At 75.3% G+C, this 14,669-nt stretch carries 9 protein-coding genes; 3 read left to right on the top strand and 6 right to left on the bottom strand.

Features of this window, described 5'->3' with window-relative positions:
• Positions 1–29: 29 nt before the first annotated feature.
• The 6 genes from ACFWAR_RS31255 to ACFWAR_RS31230 all read right to left on the bottom strand — a co-directional run bounded on the left by ACFWAR_RS31255 (position 30) and on the right by ACFWAR_RS31230 (position 9,710).
• Positions 30–1,994, bottom strand: coding sequence for an ABC transporter ATP-binding protein (locus ACFWAR_RS31255; RefSeq protein ID WP_385784371.1), 1,965 nt, complete (start codon positions 1,992–1,994; stop codon positions 30–32).
• The gene (locus ACFWAR_RS31250; protein ID WP_385784367.1) at positions 1,991–3,727 is read right to left on the bottom strand and encodes an ABC transporter transmembrane domain-containing protein; all 1,737 of its coding nucleotides are present in this window, start codon (positions 3,725–3,727) and stop codon (positions 1,991–1,993) included. Before ACFWAR_RS31250 ends, ACFWAR_RS31255 begins: the two co-directional genes overlap by 4 nt.
• Positions 3,724–5,307, bottom strand: coding sequence for an AMP-binding protein (locus ACFWAR_RS31245; protein ID WP_385784364.1), 1,584 nt, complete (start codon positions 5,305–5,307; stop codon positions 3,724–3,726). Before ACFWAR_RS31245 ends, ACFWAR_RS31250 begins: the two co-directional genes overlap by 4 nt.
• A gap of 79 nt (positions 5,308–5,386) precedes the next feature.
• Entirely contained in the window at positions 5,387–7,285 is a 1,899-nt protein-coding gene (locus ACFWAR_RS31240) for a condensation domain-containing protein (protein ID WP_385784361.1), read from the bottom strand.
• Positions 7,282–9,015: a carbamoyltransferase gene (locus ACFWAR_RS31235; RefSeq protein WP_385784358.1), complete on the bottom strand. Its 1,734-nt coding sequence runs from the start codon at positions 9,013–9,015 to the stop codon at positions 7,282–7,284. The genes ACFWAR_RS31240 and ACFWAR_RS31235 overlap by 4 nt, the downstream gene beginning before the upstream one ends.
• A gap of 68 nt (positions 9,016–9,083) precedes the next feature.
• The gene (locus tag ACFWAR_RS31230; protein WP_385784355.1) at positions 9,084–9,710 is read right to left on the bottom strand and encodes a helix-turn-helix domain-containing protein; all 627 of its coding nucleotides are present in this window, start codon (positions 9,708–9,710) and stop codon (positions 9,084–9,086) included.
• A 451-nt stretch (positions 9,711–10,161) separates the two neighbouring features.
• Between ACFWAR_RS31230 and ACFWAR_RS31225 the strand changes: the two genes are divergently transcribed.
• The 3 genes from ACFWAR_RS31225 to ACFWAR_RS31215 are packed head-to-tail and all read left to right on the top strand — an operon-like array spanning position 10,162 to position 14,591.
• Complete coding sequence (locus ACFWAR_RS31225; protein ID WP_385784352.1) at positions 10,162–11,577, top strand: KamA family radical SAM protein; 1,416 nt, start codon at positions 10,162–10,164, stop codon at positions 11,575–11,577.
• A 57-nt stretch (positions 11,578–11,634) separates the two neighbouring features.
• Positions 11,635–12,759, top strand: a complete 1,125-nt coding sequence (gene vioD, locus ACFWAR_RS31220; RefSeq protein ID WP_385784350.1) for a capreomycidine synthase — start codon at positions 11,635–11,637, stop codon at positions 12,757–12,759.
• Complete coding sequence (locus tag ACFWAR_RS31215; RefSeq protein ID WP_385784347.1) at positions 12,756–14,591, top strand: non-ribosomal peptide synthetase; 1,836 nt, start codon at positions 12,756–12,758, stop codon at positions 14,589–14,591. The genes vioD and ACFWAR_RS31215 overlap by 4 nt, the downstream gene beginning before the upstream one ends.
• Positions 14,592–14,669: the final 78 nt, after the last annotated feature.

Here is a 14,669-nt window from a genome sequence, read left to right as displayed (position 1 = left end):
GGGCCGTGGTGCGGCCCGTCCGGGTGCCTTCACGGGCGGCGGGCCGCGTCCCAGGAGCGCCACAGCGCCGCGTAGGCCCCGTCGGCCGCCAACAGGGCGTCATGACTGCCGAGTTCGACGATCTCCCCGCGCTCCATGACCGCGATGCGGTCGGCGTCGCGCACGGAGTCGAGGCGGTGGACGATCGAGATGACCGTGCGCCCTTCGATCAGCGCGGCGAGGGAGCGCTCGACGCGCCGCGAGGCGGTCGAGTCCAGCAGCGCGGTGGCCTCGTCGAGCACCAGGGCGTACGGATCGGACAGCAGCAGGCGCGCGAGCGCCAGCTGTTGCGCGTGCGACGCGGACACCGGCGCGGCGCCCGGCCCGATCTCGCTGTCCAGGCCCTCGGGCAGGGATCGGGCCCAGTCCCCCAGGAGTACGGTCTCCAGCGCGTCCCACAGCGCGGCGTCCGCCAGCGCGTCCGCCACCGGATCCGGTGCCGCGGCCGAGTCCGGTGCCCCGCCCGGCTCCGATGCCCCGCCCGGCTCCGGCGCCGGATCCGCGCCGTCGCGGGCCAGGGTGAGGTTGTCCCGTACCGTGCCCGTGAAGACGTGCTGCTCCTGGGTCACGAGGACGATCTCGCGCCGCAGTTGGCCGACCGGCAGCGTGGTGAGGGGGGCGCCGCCGATGCTCACGGTTCCCCGGGTGGGCAGGTGCACGCCCGCGAGGAGCTTGCCCAGCGTGGACTTGCCCGCCCCCGAGGCCCCGACCACGACGAGCCGCTCGCCCGGGGCGATCTCCAGGTCGATGCCCGCGAGCACCTCCGGGCCCGTCCCGTAGTCGAAGCCGACGCCGTCCAACCGGATGACGTGGCCGTCGGTGGCCGCCGGCGGGCGCGGCTCCTCGCGGGGCAGCAGGTCGACGCCGAGGATCCGGCGCAGCGCCGCGTTGCCGATCTGCAGTTCGTCGGTCCAGGTCAGCAGGTCGTTGAGGGGCTCGCCGAGGGCCTGGACGTAGAGGACCACGGCGGTCAGCTCCGCGAGGCCCACCTCGCCGCGCTGGTAGGCGAGACCGCCGATCAGCAGGGTCAGGGCCATCGGGACCATGGTGGCGAGGTCCAGGCTGGGGAACCAGACGGTCTGGAGCCAGGTGGTGCGCTGGCGGGTGCGCACGACCCGGTCGACGGCCGCGCCGTGGCGGCGCACCTGGCGGGGGCCGAGCCCGAGGGCCTCGACGGTGGCCGCGCCCCGGGTGGTCTCGTGCGTGGCGGCCAGCACCTCGGCCTCCTCGGCGAGGAGGCGTTCGTACGCACGGGTGGCGCGCGGCCGGTACCACCAGGTGGACAACGCGGCGAAGGGCACCCCGGCCAGCAGGCCGAGGGCGAGGAGCGGTGAGGTGAGCAGGATCGCCGCGATGGTGAAGACGAGGGTCACCGCGGCCAGCGCGATGCGCGGAACGGCCTGCCGGATGCTCTCGTTGAGGCGGTCGGCGTCGGTGGTGGCGCGGCTGAGGAGGTCGCCGGTGCCCACGGACTCCACTTCGGACAGCGGCAGTCCGAGGACGCGCCGCACGAAGTCCTCACGGGTGCGGGCGAGGACGCGCTCGCCGAGCAGGGTGGCCTGGGTGCGGGCGGCCCGGGCGAGCAGGGCGTGGCCGACGAGGATCGCCACGAAGACGAGCGCGAGGGTGTCGACCCGGGCCGCGGTGGTGCCGTTCTTGACCGATTCGACGAGGTGGCCCAGCAGTTGGGGGCCGACCAGGCTCGCGATCAGGGCGGCCGCGAACAGGCCGAAGGTGAGGGTCAGGCGGCGGGCCTCGCCCCGGACGAAGGCGCCGATCCAGCGGCGCACCGCCGCCCGGTCGGCGAGCGGGAGCCGCCGGGGCGCGCCGCCGGGCCCGGCCGCCGGGTCGGCGTCCGGCCCCGCGTCCGGATTCGCCCCGCCCCCGTTCGGACCGGTGCCCGGGCGCCCGGCGTCGGGGCCGGACGCGGGGGAGCGGGTGGGCGCGGTGGTCATGAGGGCACTCCTGCGGGGCGGTCGGGGGCGCCGGGGTCGGCGTCCTCGGTGGGGCTCGTGCGGGTCGGGGTCCGGGTCGGCGACGGGTCCGGGGGGAGGGTCAGCCGGTGGTCGGCGACGCTCCGCCACAGCGGGCTGTCGCTGAACACCACCGTCGTCCGCCCGGCGCGCAGCGCCGCCACGCGGTCGACGATGCGCGCCTCCGTGTGCGCGTCGACGGAGGAGGTGGGGTCCTCCAGGACCAGCACGTCGGGGGCGGCGAGCAGGGCGCGGGCGAGGATCAGGCGCTGGCGCTGGCCCCCGGACAGGGTCCGGCCCCCCTCGTCCAGCCGGGCCTCCAAGCCACCGGGCAGGGCGTCGACGACATCACCGGCATCGGCGGCGAACAGCGCCCGGTCCAGGTCCTGTCGGGGTCGATCCCGCCCGGCGGTGAGCTCCTCCCGTACGGCGCCGCTGAACAGGGTGTCGGACGGGCCCGAGCGCAGCACCCGTACGCGCAGCTCGTCCGGGTCGGTCCGGTCCAGGGGGACGCCGCCGAGCCGGACGGCGGTCGGCCCGGGGTGGGCTCCGGGGCGGGTGAGCAGATCGGCGAGGTCGCCGGTGCGGTCGGCGGGGGCGGTGACCACGGTGAGCAGGCCCGCCCCGGCGGTGATGCCGGCGTCCGTGTGGACGAGCCCGAGGGTGCCCGCGGGCAGGGGTTCGGGGTCCGTGGGGCGGTCGGCCTGCGGGGTCAGGCGCAGCAGGGTGCAGACCCGGCCGGCCGCGACCTTGGCGAGGCTGAGGGTTTCGGCGGCCTCGGTGGCGGTGCTCACCGGCAGGGTGAGGAAGGCGGACGCGCCGTAGAACGCGACGAGTTCACCGGCGCTGATGGTGCCGTCCAGCGCGAGACGGGCGCCGAGCCACACGATGCCCACCGTGACCAGACCCGGCAGCAGGACACCGGCCGCCTGCAACCAGGCCTCCATCCGGCCGGCCGACTCGCCCGCCCGCCGCACCTGTTGGCTGGTGCGCCGGAAGCGTTCGGCGAAGCCCGCCTCCCCGCCGATGCCGCGCAGGATGCGCAGCCCCGCGACGATGTCGCCCGCCTGCGAGGTGGCGATGCCCATCTGCTCGCGCTGGGCCTCGTCGCGTTCCTGGAGGGGTCGCAGCAAGGGGCCGATGCCGAGTACGGCCGCGGGAACGCCGATGAGCACGGCGAGTCCGAGCACGGGCGAGGTGACGGTGAGGGCCACGGCCACCAGGACCGCGGCGATGACCGCGCCGATGGTGCGGCCGATGACCTCGAAGGCGTTGCCGATGCTCTCCACGTCGGCCGATGCCGAGGCGGCCACGTCCCCGGAGCGGGCCTTGCCGCGCAGGGTGGCGCCGAGGCGGACCACGTGGCGCACCAGGACCCGGTGCGTGGTGGAGACGGCGTGCGCCTCGGCGCCGATGGCCGCCTGGATCAGCCCGGCGCCCGCGAGGGCCTGGACCAGGCCGAGGGCGAGGGCGAGCAGCGACCACAGGTAGAGGCCCGCGTGCCCGGATCCCTGCCCGGCCTCGTCGATGGCCCGGCCGATGATCAGCGGGACCAGGGCGAGCGGGACCATCCAGACGGTGCCGAGCACGGCGGCGAGGACGAGCGGCCAGGGGCGGACGCGCACCAGCCACCACAGGTAGGCCCAGGGGCCGCGGGCATCGGCCTCGGGGACGGCGGCGGGGGAGACGGAGGCGTCGAAGAGCGGATTCCTCACAGGTGCCGGTCCCGGGTCGCGGCGCGGTCCACCTTGCCGGTGCGGGTGTGCGCGAGCGCGGGCACGACGACGATCACGTCGGGCACGAGCGGCGCCGGCACCACCCGCCGCAACTGCGCGCGCAGGGCCGCCCCTACGTCCGCCCCGTCGCCCCTTGCGTCGCCCGCCCCGTCGTCCGCCGCGGCGGTCATGGAGGCGTCCGCAGGGGTGTTCCCCGCCCCGGAGGGAAGGACCACGAAGGCCGTCAGGGTGGTGTGGGCGTGCTCGGTGTGGGCGTATTTGGTGTGCTCCGCCGCGGCGGCCGCCGTGACGCCCGGCAAGCGGCGCAGGGCTTCCTCGACGTCCAGCAGGTCCACCCGGTGGCCGCGGATCTTGACCTGGTGGTCGACGCGGCCGTGGAAGACGAGCGAGCCGTCGGGGGCCTCGGTCACCAGGTCCCCGGTGCGGTACCAGCGGTCGGTCCCGCCGCCGAGGTCCGCCGTGACGAACCGGTCGGCGGTGCGGCCCGGGTCGTCACGGTAGCCCGTCGCCAACTGCGGTCCGGAGAGCCAGAGTTCGCCCGTACCGGCGGGCGCCTCCGGCAGGGCCACCACCGCCTGGCGCACCGACGGCAGCGGACGGCCGATCGGCACCCCGGCCGGGAAGTCCACCGGGGCGCCCGGGCCGGAGAGGACCGCGGTGTGGGTGACGAGCGCGGTCTCGGTGGACCCGTAGGTGTTGAGCAGTACGACGCCGTCCGCTCCGAGCCGGTGCCACCGCTCCAGCATGTCGGGCCGGACGGCCTCGCCGCCGATCACGACGGTCTCGACCGTACGGGGCAACTCCCGCCCGGCATCGAGCAGATGACCGGTGTAGAGGTGCCAGTAGTCCACGGGCAGGTTGACCAGGGTCACCTCGTGCTCGGTCAGCACGCGGTCGAGGTCCGCCTCGCCGTCCTCGTCCAGCACGACGAGCCCGCCGCTGAGCAGGGTCGGCAGGATCTCCTCCAGGCTCGTGTCGCCGTCCGCGCGGTGGAAGTTGAGGGCGACCGTGTCCGGCCCGACGCCGTACCGCTCGCGCAGGTGCGGCAGGACCGCGTGCAGCGCCCCGTGCGGGACCGAGGCGGCCTTGGGGGCGCCCGTGGACCCCGAGGTGAACAGGACGTACGCCGGGTCATCGGCCCGTACGGGCTCCCCGGCCTCCCGTACGGGGGCTCCGGTGCGGCCCCAGTTGGGCCGCACCACCCGGTCGACGGCGGGCAGGTCGCCGCTCTCGGCGGTGGCGACCAGCTCCCGGCAGCCGACCGCCCGCAGCGCCGCCTCGGCGTGGCCCGGCGGCCCGTCGGCCACGGGGACGTAGCCGCGGCCCGCCGTGAGGACGCCGAGCAGCGCCGCGATGTCGCGGACGCCGTGGTGGGCGACGACGCCGACCGGCGGCCGCGGCCCACCGGTGGCCCGACTGGCGAGGAGGTCGGCCACCGCCCCCGCCCAGCGGGCCAGTTGGGCGTATCCGACGGTGACCCCGTTGTCGACCACCGCGGGCCGGTCGGGATCCGAGCGGGCGATGGCGAAGAAGGGATCGAGCACACTGGGCAAGGTCATGGCAGGCGTCTTCTCTTGTCCGTCCGGCGGCGGTTCGGCGGCGGTTCGGCGGCGGTTCGGCGGGGCGGCCCGGGCGCGTTCAGCGGGCCGGTTCGGGCACGGGGGCAGCGGTCGCCGGGCCCGCGTCGGCGTCGAGGAGCGCGCCGAGCAGGGCGGTGAGGTGGGCCCGGTGGCGGGCCGCGAGCGCGCGGACCGTGGCCTCCTCGTGCAGGGCGGTGGAGTACCACCATTCGACGCGCAGCGTCGCGTCGTCGGTGGTGGCGATCACCTCGATCAGGTGCGGCCGGACCCAGTGGGGGGCCGTGATGTCGCCGACCGGTTCGGGCGCCGGTCGGGGCAGCAGGGTCCCCAGGGGCAGCGAGTCGGCGTCGTCGCCCTCGAAGTCGAAGGAGACGTCGCTGGGCGGCGCGGAGCGGAGCGCGGCGGCGATCCGCGGTCGGCCGTGCCGGGAGAGCGCGCCGTGGCCGACGCCGCCGCCGGGCAGCGCCGCGAGGTGGCCCACCGTCCGCGCGAGGCGCTCGGCCGGGGCGCCCGGAGCGAGGTCGAGCCGGACCGGAACGGTGGTGGTGAACCAGCCGACGGTGCGGGCGAGTTGGACGTCGCCGATGCTCTCCTCGCGGCCGTGGCGCAGTACGTCGACCCGGACGGCTTCCTCGTCGAGCAGCTCGGCCAGGGTCTCGCCCAGGGCGTGCAGGACCAGGTCGCCGGGGTGGGCGCGGTGGGCGCGGGCGGCCGCGTGGAGCCGGACGGTGAGCTCCGGGGGGAACTCCTCCAGGTGCGTGGCGGCCGTGGCCGCGGTGTTCGCGGCCCGCGGGTCGGCCCCGGGGTCCGGGGGAGCCGGGTGGTCGGTCGCCGGGCGGCCGGTCCGTCGGTCGGCCGCCGGTCGGTCGAGGGGCAGCGCGGCCGGGGTACGGGCCACCTCGGTCCACCAGGCGGCCTCGGCCTCGGCTTCGGGGGTGCGGGCGTGGGCCGCCAGCGCCTGCGACCACTGCGGGTAGGAGGTGTCCTCCGTCGGCCACACGTCCGGGCGGCCCGCCGCGAGGGCGGTGTACACCTCCTCCAGGTCGGCGAGGAGGACGGACCAGGACACCATGTCGATCGCGAGCTGGTGCACGACGATCAGCAGGCGGCCCGGGCGGCCCGGTCCCGCGTCGAAGCGCACGAACCGGGCGACCCGCCCCGCCCGCGGGTCCAGCGAGCGCTGCTCGACCGAGCACCGCAGGGTGATCGCGTCGGCGCGTGCGGCGTCGGCGAGTTCGCTGATGTCGACGGTGTCCAGCGCGTCGCCGAGGGCCGCCTCGGGCGGGCCGTCGGTCACCATGGCCGCGGTGTGCTGGAAGGGGCGCCGGGCGGGCCGCTGCTCGACGGCCAGGCGCAGCGACGCGTGACCGGCGACGAGCCGTCGTACCGCCTCGGCGAAGAACCCCGGGTCGACGTCGGGCCGGGTGGTGAAGAGCATGGCCTGGTTCCAGTGGGCGCGGTCCGCGCCCTGCTCCTCCCAAGCCGTCTCCTGGGGCGGGGCCAGCAGGACCGGGCCGTGCGCGCCGCCGGGCGCGGGGGCCGCGCCACCGGCGCCGCGGCGGGCGGCCCGCTCGGCGACCAGGGCCGCGAGGCCCCGGGTCGTGAGCTCCGGGTCGAACAGCTCCCGCAGCTGCGTCCGCACGCCGAAGGAGGACTCGATGCGGCGGGCCAGGCGGATCAGGTCGAGGGAGTCCACGCCGAGGTCGCGCAGCGGCGCGCCCGGCTCCAGGTCCCCTCCCCGTCCCCGGTCCGGCTCCTGTCCCGGACCGGCGGTGAGCGCCACCTCCGCGATCCACTCCGCGAGTCGGCCGAGCACCTCCCCGGCGCCCGCGCGGGCATCCGCGTCCACGGCGCCGCCCGCGGCCGGTGCACCCGGCACCGCGCCCGGGGCGACCCCGGTCGCGCCGGACACCGCACCGTCCACCGCGACGGCGGATCCGTCCGCCGGAGCCGTCACGCGCCGGCCTCCCCGAGGGGGCCCGCGGGGCGGCGTACGAGGAACGGGCCCAGGGCGAGGGCGTCCAGCGGCAGTCGGTGGAAGGTGGCGAGGGCGTCGGCGGGGCTGCACACCACCGGCTCGTCACGGCCGTTGAAGGAGGTGTTCATGATGACCGGGGTGCCCGTGTGCCCGCCGACCGCACCGATGAGCCGGTGGTAGAGCGGGTCGACGGCGGCCGACACCGTCTGCGGTCGCGTGGTGCGGTCGCTGTGGACGACGGCCGGCATGGCCGCGGCGCCGGCCTCGGTGACCGGCGTCGTGACGATCATGTACGGCAGCGGGGTCGCGGTGCCGATGAGGGCCTCGGCGGCCTCCTGCTGCATGCTCGGGGCGAACGGGCGCCACGCCTCGCGGTCCTTGATGCGGACGTTGACCCGGTCGCGGGTGGACTCGGGCGAGGGCACCGCGACGAGACTGCGGTGGCCCAGGGCGCGGGGGCCGCTCTCGGCGCGGCCCTGGAACCAGCCGGAGACCCCGCCCGCGGCGAGCACTCCGGCGGTGGCGGCGGCGATGTCCGCGGGCTCGGTGTAGGCGGTTCCGGAGGCGTCGAGGACGCGGCGGATCTCGTCGGGGCTCCACTGCGGGCCCCAGGCGACGGACCCGGTCATGGGCTGGATCCGGTCGCCCTCCTGCGCCGCCACCCAGACCGCCGCGCCGAGCGAGACGCCCTGGTCGCCGGCGAGGGGCTGCACGAAGAGGTCCTGGACCTCGGGCATGCGCATGATCTTGCCGTTGAGGGTGGCGTTGAAGCCGACGCCGCCCGCGATCAGCAGGGTCGTCTCGCCGGTCTCCCGGAGCAGCCCGCGGACCAGGCCCATGACCGCCCGCTCCAGGGCCGCCTGCGCGGTGGCCGCGAGGTCGCGGTACTCGAAGGGGTCCCGGTCGGTGGTCCGCGCGAAGCGTCCGGCGCGGGCGTCGAAGCGGCGCACGGAGCGGTTGGGGGCCTCGGGCAGGGCCTTCTCCAGGTGCTCCAGCCAGTGCCGGATGGTGGCGGTCTCCTCGTCCGTGGTGCCCCGCGAACGCAGGTCGGGCGGGACGACGCCGATGGTGAAGTCCTCGTCGGCGAAGCCGAACGCGCCGCCGAAGGTGAGGTCTCCGGGCGTGCCGTAGGAGGCCAGGCCCATCATCTTTCCGGCGTTGTCGGAGCCGAGACCGGCGTACTCGCACACGGCGGCGTAGAAGTAGCCGAGCGACCAGCCGGGCGTGTGGGCGCGCAGGGTCTTGATCTCGCCGTCGATGCCGACGGCGAGCGTGGTGCTCTCGTTCTCGCCCTGGCCGTCCAGGACCAGGATCGCGCCGCGGTCGCGCCCCGAGAGGTGGTAGGCGCTGGCGGCGTGCGCGACGTGGTGGTTGACGAAGGTCAGCCGGGGATCGCGGGAACGCGGGAACAGGGCCTTGGGCAGGAGGTGTTCCAGGGCGTCGGCGTCACTGGCGAACCACTCCAGAGCGCGGTCCGCGAACAGCGTGGGCAGGTCCCACCCGTGGGCGACGACGTCGATGTCGTCCAGGGTGAGACCGCCCTCCGCGAGGCAGTAGGCGGCCGCGTTCAGCGGCGCCTCCCCGTAGGCGTGCTTGTTGCGGGTGAAGCGTTCCTCCTCGGCCAGGGCGACGACGTCGCCGTCCACGACGAGGCAGGCAGCACCGTCGTGGCTGGCCCCGGGCCAGCCGTTGACTCCGAGCACACGCATGGTCAGTCCCCAAAGGTCGGTCGGGCTCCTCCGGATCCGCCTCGGGCCCCAGGCCGTACGGCGTCCGGTTACGCCAACCGATCTTGTCGGGCGGTCGAGTTGTACACGACCTGTGAGGTTGTGCGGAGATCCGCGGCGAAGATCGCGGAGGCCGCCTTGAGGACCTCGTTGGTGTGCCGCAACTCCTCCACCTCACTGCGCAGACTGGCCAGTTCGGCCCGTTCGTCGGCGGTCAGCGCGTCCGTGGCCGGCGCGTCCGCGGCCGTACGCCGTGCGCCGTCGCGTCCGGCGAGGAGACGGCCCTCGCCCGCGCGGCCACCGACCCGGCCCTGACCGACCCGGCCCTCGCCGCCGCGGCGTTCGATCCCCGGTTGTGCGGGAACGAGTCCCGTGCGGTCGGGCTGGCCGCGCGCGTGGGCGGCGAAGCCCTCCTGTTCGCGGCCGAGCGCGTACCAGCGGTGCGTCCAGGTCTCCGGGTCACCGCCGCAGGCGGCCACGTAGGCGAGCGTCACCTTCAGGGAGGGCCGGTGCAGTCCGCGCGCGGCTTCCGAGAGGGTCGCCACCGAGTAGTGGGCCCGTTTCGACATGACCCGGTAGGAGGGGCTGCCGGCCTGCTTCCGCAGCGCGCGCAGGGCATGCGCGAAACTCTCCAGCGGGCCGGCGTTGGGGTCCAGTAACCGTTCTGGCCTGGGCATTCTTCTCCCCTGGTGATCGATTGTGGCGAACGGAACGCACGCGCCGTCGAGCCGTACAACGCGATCTGCGGGGTACGGCCCGGCGGTACAACCAGTCCGAGGTCCCGGAGGCGACAGGAGGAACTCCGCACCGGATCTCTCGGACATTGGTACATGCCGGTGACATATCGATCAAGTCATCATCTGGGGTATTCAGCCACTTCCAGCGTTGGTCGTCCGATTTCGGCACCCCGTCCGCCACCCCGCCCCGTACATCCCCCCAACGTCCGGCGACGGCTTCCGCTTCCCGCCGCACGCCGTCACGTTGTACAGGGTTGCACCCGGGCTGCGCCCCGTACAACCGGGCCTCGTGTACAACCGCGCCGCTCTGCAAGATCGGTTCGTGTCGAGCGACGAGGGACGAGCCACTTCGACTCAGGGTGGCGAACCGACGGGAACGGGTGGCGGGTTGGTGACGAAAGCACGCGGCGAGACGGAGCCGGCAGCACGCGGCCGGACCGGGACAGCGGCGCTCCAGGGCGTCTACGAGTACCGAAGCCGTCCGCTCGTGGAGCCGGACTGGCGGCGCCTTCCCGGGTGGCGCGACGTGACCGCGGCCGAGTGGGCGGACCCGCAGTGGCAGCGCGCGCACTGCGTGAAGGACGCGAAGGGACTGCGCGCCGTCGTCGGCGACCTGCTCGACGAGCGCTTCTACGAGGACTGGGAGCAGGACCGGCTGCACCGCGCGACCATGTCGGTGCTGCTGCCGCCCCAGATGGTCAACACGATGGCCCCGGAGGCGCCCGCCGCCCGGCCGGGCGAGCTGACCAAGGCCTACTACGACGACCCGGTGCGCCGCTACATGCTGCCGGTGTTCTCCGACCGGCACCCGGACTGGCCCTCGCACCCCATGGCCAGCCGCGACTCCCTGCACGAGCAGGACATGTGGGTGGTGGAGGGGCTCACGCACCGCTACCCCACCAAGGTGCTCGCGGAGCTGCTCTCCACCTGCCCCCAGTACTGCGGGCACTGCACGCGCATGGACCTCGTCGGGAACTCCACCCCGCAGGTCGCCAAGAACAAGCTGCAGCTCAAGCCGGTCGACCGGGCCGAGCGGATCCTGGCGCACCTGCGCTCCGCACCGGGCATCCGCGACGTGGTCGTATCCGGCGGCGACCTGGCCAACATGCCCTGGCCGCGCCTGGAACGCTTCGTCGACGGCCTGCTCGACGTCGAGTCGATCCGCGACGTCCGGCTCGCCAGCAAGGGCCTGATCGGCCTGCCCCAGCACTGGAACTCCCCTCCCGTGCTGGCGGGCGTCGAGCGCCTCGCCCGCAAGGCCCGCTCCCGCGGTGTGCGCCTCGCGCTGCACACCCACGCCAACGCGGCGCAGCAGCTCACGCCCGCGGTGGCGCGGGCCGCCTGGGCGTTGCTCGACGCGGGGCTGCACGACGTGCGCAACCAGGGCGTGTTGATGCGCGGGGTCAACGACAGCGCGCACGAGCTGCTCGACCTGTGCTTCGCCCTCATCGACCACGCCGGTATCACGCCGTACTACTTCTACATGTGCGACATGATCCCCAACGCCGAGCACTGGCGGGTCCCGCTGCACCGGGCGCAGGTGATCCAGCGTCAGATCATGGGCTACCTACCGGGTTTCGCCACCCCGCGCATCGTGTGCGACGTGCCGATGGCAGGCAAGCGCTGGGTGGACCAGGTCGATACCTACGACCGCAACCTCGGCGTCTCGCACTGGACCAAGAGCTTCCTCACCCCGCTGGAGGCGGCGGATCCGGACGCCCACAGCGGTTCCTACCAGTACTACGACCCCATCGACACGCTGCCGCTGACCGGGCAGCGCTGGTGGCGCGAAGCCCGTCAGGGGTAGAGAAGGGAAACCCGCACAGCCATGAGCAGTCTCCGTCCACGGCATGAAGACCCCCCGGTGCTCGAAGAGTGGTACCGCCGGCACCTGGGCCCCGACATCCACGACATCAGCTCCAGCGGTGTCCACCCGTACACCTTCGCCGAGATCCGCGACCTGTGCCGGATCCCGGCCGCCGACCTCGACGAGATCGTCATGGACGACAGCGTCTCGCAGGGCGGCGCGGGCATCCGCCGGGCCATCGCCGACCGTTACGCCGGGGGCGACGCCGACCGGGTGCTCGTCACCCACGGATCCAGCGAGGCCATCGCGCTCACCCTGAGCGCGCTGCTGCACCCCGGTGACCGGGTCGTCGTCCAGGAGGGCATCTACCACTCCCTCGGGCACTACCCGCGGGCCGCGGGCTGCGAGGTCGTCGAACTCCCCGCGGCCTCGGTCCGGGACGGCGAGATCGACCCGGACGTCCTGGCCGAGCTGGTCACCCCCGGCACCGCGGCCGTCATCGTCAACTTCCCGCACAACCCGAGCGGGGTCACGCTCTCCCCGCGCGGCCTGGGGGAGCTGACCGCGCGGACCGCCGCCGCCGGGGCCGTACTGGTCTGGGACGCGGCCACCGCGGAGATCGCCCACCGCTGGGAGGTCCTGCCCGACCCCGGGGCCGAGGGCGGGAACACCGTGTCGTACGGCACGCTCTCCAAGACCTTCGGCCTGCCCGGGCTGCGGGTCGGCTGGGCCATCGCCCCGAAGGAACTGCTCACGGCCACCTTCCCGTTGCGCGACCGCACCACCCTCTTCCTCTCCCCGCTCGTCGAACTCGTCGCCGAGCGGGCCGTGCGCCACGCCGACGTGCTCATCGGCGCCCGGGCGGCCGAGGCCCGCGCCAACCTCGCGCTCCTGACGGACTGGATGGAGGAGCACGCGGAGCTGGTCCGCTGGACCCCGCCCGAGGGAGGGGTGTGCGCGCTGCCCGTCTTCCGCGAGCTGGAGCGGGCGTCGGCCGGTCCCGGCGAGGTGGAGCGCTTCTGCCTGGAGCTGCTCGCCCGCCACCGCACGCTGCTGGTCCCGGGCACGGCCTTCGGCTCCCCGCACGGGGCCCGGCTCGGCTTCGGCGGTCCGCAGGAGTCCTTCCGGGCCGGCCTCGACGGGCTGTCGAGCTTCCTGCGGACGCGGGGGGCATCGGGGTGAGCACCGCCATCGAAGCCGACGTGCTCGGCCTGTGGGACCGTTCCGTGCGCGCGCACGCCGCCGCGCCCGCCCTGGTGACGCCGGACCGGGTGCTGACGTACCGGGACGCGGACCGGCTCACCGACGCGTGGGCCGCCGACCTGGTCGGGCGCGGGGCCGTCCCCGGCCGCCTGGTCGGCCTGGCCTTCACCGACCCGGCCCGTACCGTCCTCGGCATGCTGGCGGCCCTCAAGGCGGGGGCGGGCTTCACCGTCCTGGACGACCGGCTCCCGGCCGCCGCCCGGGCCGAGCTCGTCCGCCGGACCGCCGCGGTGGTGTGGCTCGGCGACGGCCACCACGCCCCGGACGGCGCGCACGTACCGGCGGACGGCGGGTACGGGCCCCCGGACGGCGGGTACGGGCCGACGCGCCCGGCGGTCGTGGCCACCGGCGCGGACGTGGCGTACGTCCTGTTCACCTCCGGCTCCACCGGCCGCCCCAAGGGGACCGTGGTCGAGCGCGACGCCCTCGGCCGCTTCGCCGCAGCCGTCGCCGAGCGGCTGGAGCTGACCCCGGGCGACCGGTGGCTCCAGGTGGCCTCCCTCGGCTTCGACGTCCTGATCGAGGAGGTGTTCCCGGCGCTCGCCGCGGGCGCGGCCGTCGTGTGCCGCGCCGACACCGCGGCGCTGGACGCCGAGGAGCTCCACACCGCCCTGGCCCGGACCGGGACCACCGTGGTCGAACTGTCCACCCAGTACTGGCTGGAGTACGCCCGCTGGCTCGACGGCAGCGGTGCGTCGACCCCGGACGCCCTGCGCCTCGTGGTGGTCGGTGGCGAGCGGATGGACCCCCGGCCCTACCGGGCGTGGCAGGCCCGGCAGTCCGCGGCCCTGGCCCACGTGTACGGGCTCACCGAGTGCACCGTCAGCTCCACCTTCTACACCGGGCGGCTGCCGGCCGACGCCGAGGAGGTGCCGCTGGGCACGGCGCTGCGGGACGTGGAGATCAGCGTCCGCCGCGACGGCCGCCCGGTGCCGGACGGCGAGAGCGGCGAGATCCACATCGGCGGCCCGCTGCTGGCCCGCGGGTTCCTCGACGACGAGGCGGCCACGGCGCGCCGTTTCGTGCCGGACCCGGACCGGGGCCCCGGGGGCGCCGACGCCCGCCTGTACGTGACCGGCGACCTCGGGCGGATCGACGCCGAGGGGCAGTTGGTCTTCCTCGGGCGCGTCGACGACCAGGTGAAGATCCGCGGGCACCGGCTGGAACCGGCCCGGGTGGAGCGCGCCCTGTGCGAGCTGGCGCAGGTGGACCAGGCGGTGGTCTTCCCGGACCCGGAGACCGCGACGGCCCTGTGGGCCTTCACCGTGCCCGCCGACGCGGCGGTGGCGCCGCTGCCCGGCGAGGCGGTCCGGCTGACCGGCGCCGAGCGGGACGCGCTGGTCGCGCCGCTGGCCGCGCAGCTGCCCGACTGGGCGGTGCCGCGGGTGCTGTACCGGGTCGCGGTGCTGCCGAAGAGCCCGCACGGCAAGATCGACAAGCGCCTGCTCGCCGCGTGGGCGGCGCGCCCGGCCGCGACGCGGGATCCGGTGGCGGACCCGGCCCCGGCCGCCGCCGGGGACGAGCAGGCTGAGCCCCTGCGCACGGTCCTGGAGTTCTTCCGCGAGGTGCTGGGCGCCCCCGCGCTCGGCCCCGACGACAACTTCTTCGACCACGGCGGGCAGTCCCTGCTCGCCATGCGGCTGCTCACGCGGCTGCGCGGATCCTTCCCCGCCGCCACGGGGCTGCGCGCGAGCGCCCTCTTCGCGTCGCCCACCCCCCGACTGCTGGCCGAGGCCGTGGCCGCCGACTAGACGGCCTCCTCCAGATCCTGCCGTTCCCCTCCCACCCCCTCCGGGGGCGCCTCGAACGCCGGCGGGGCTGGAAAGTTC

The organism is Streptomyces sp. NPDC059917 (assembly GCF_042730635.1).
Classification (GTDB): Bacteria; Actinomycetota; Actinomycetes; order Streptomycetales; family Streptomycetaceae; genus Streptomyces.
Note: the sequence above shows the minus strand (reverse complement) of the source record. Positions and strands in the feature narration are given on the sequence as shown.

Excerpts from the sequence above, each read along its gene's own strand:
- ACFWAR_RS31255 (WP_385784371.1), bottom strand. The coding sequence starts at position 1,994 with ATGACCACCGCGCCCACCCGCTCCCCCGCGTCCGGCCCCGACGCCGGG.
- ACFWAR_RS31245 (WP_385784364.1), bottom strand. The coding sequence starts at position 5,307 with ATGACCTTGCCCAGTGTGCTCGATCCCTTCTTCGCCATCGCCCGCTCG.
- ACFWAR_RS31235 (WP_385784358.1), bottom strand. The coding sequence starts at position 9,015 with ATGCGTGTGCTCGGAGTCAACGGCTGGCCCGGGGCCAGCCACGACGGT.
- ACFWAR_RS31230 (WP_385784355.1), bottom strand. The coding sequence starts at position 9,710 with ATGCCCAGGCCAGAACGGTTACTGGACCCCAACGCCGGCCCGCTGGAG.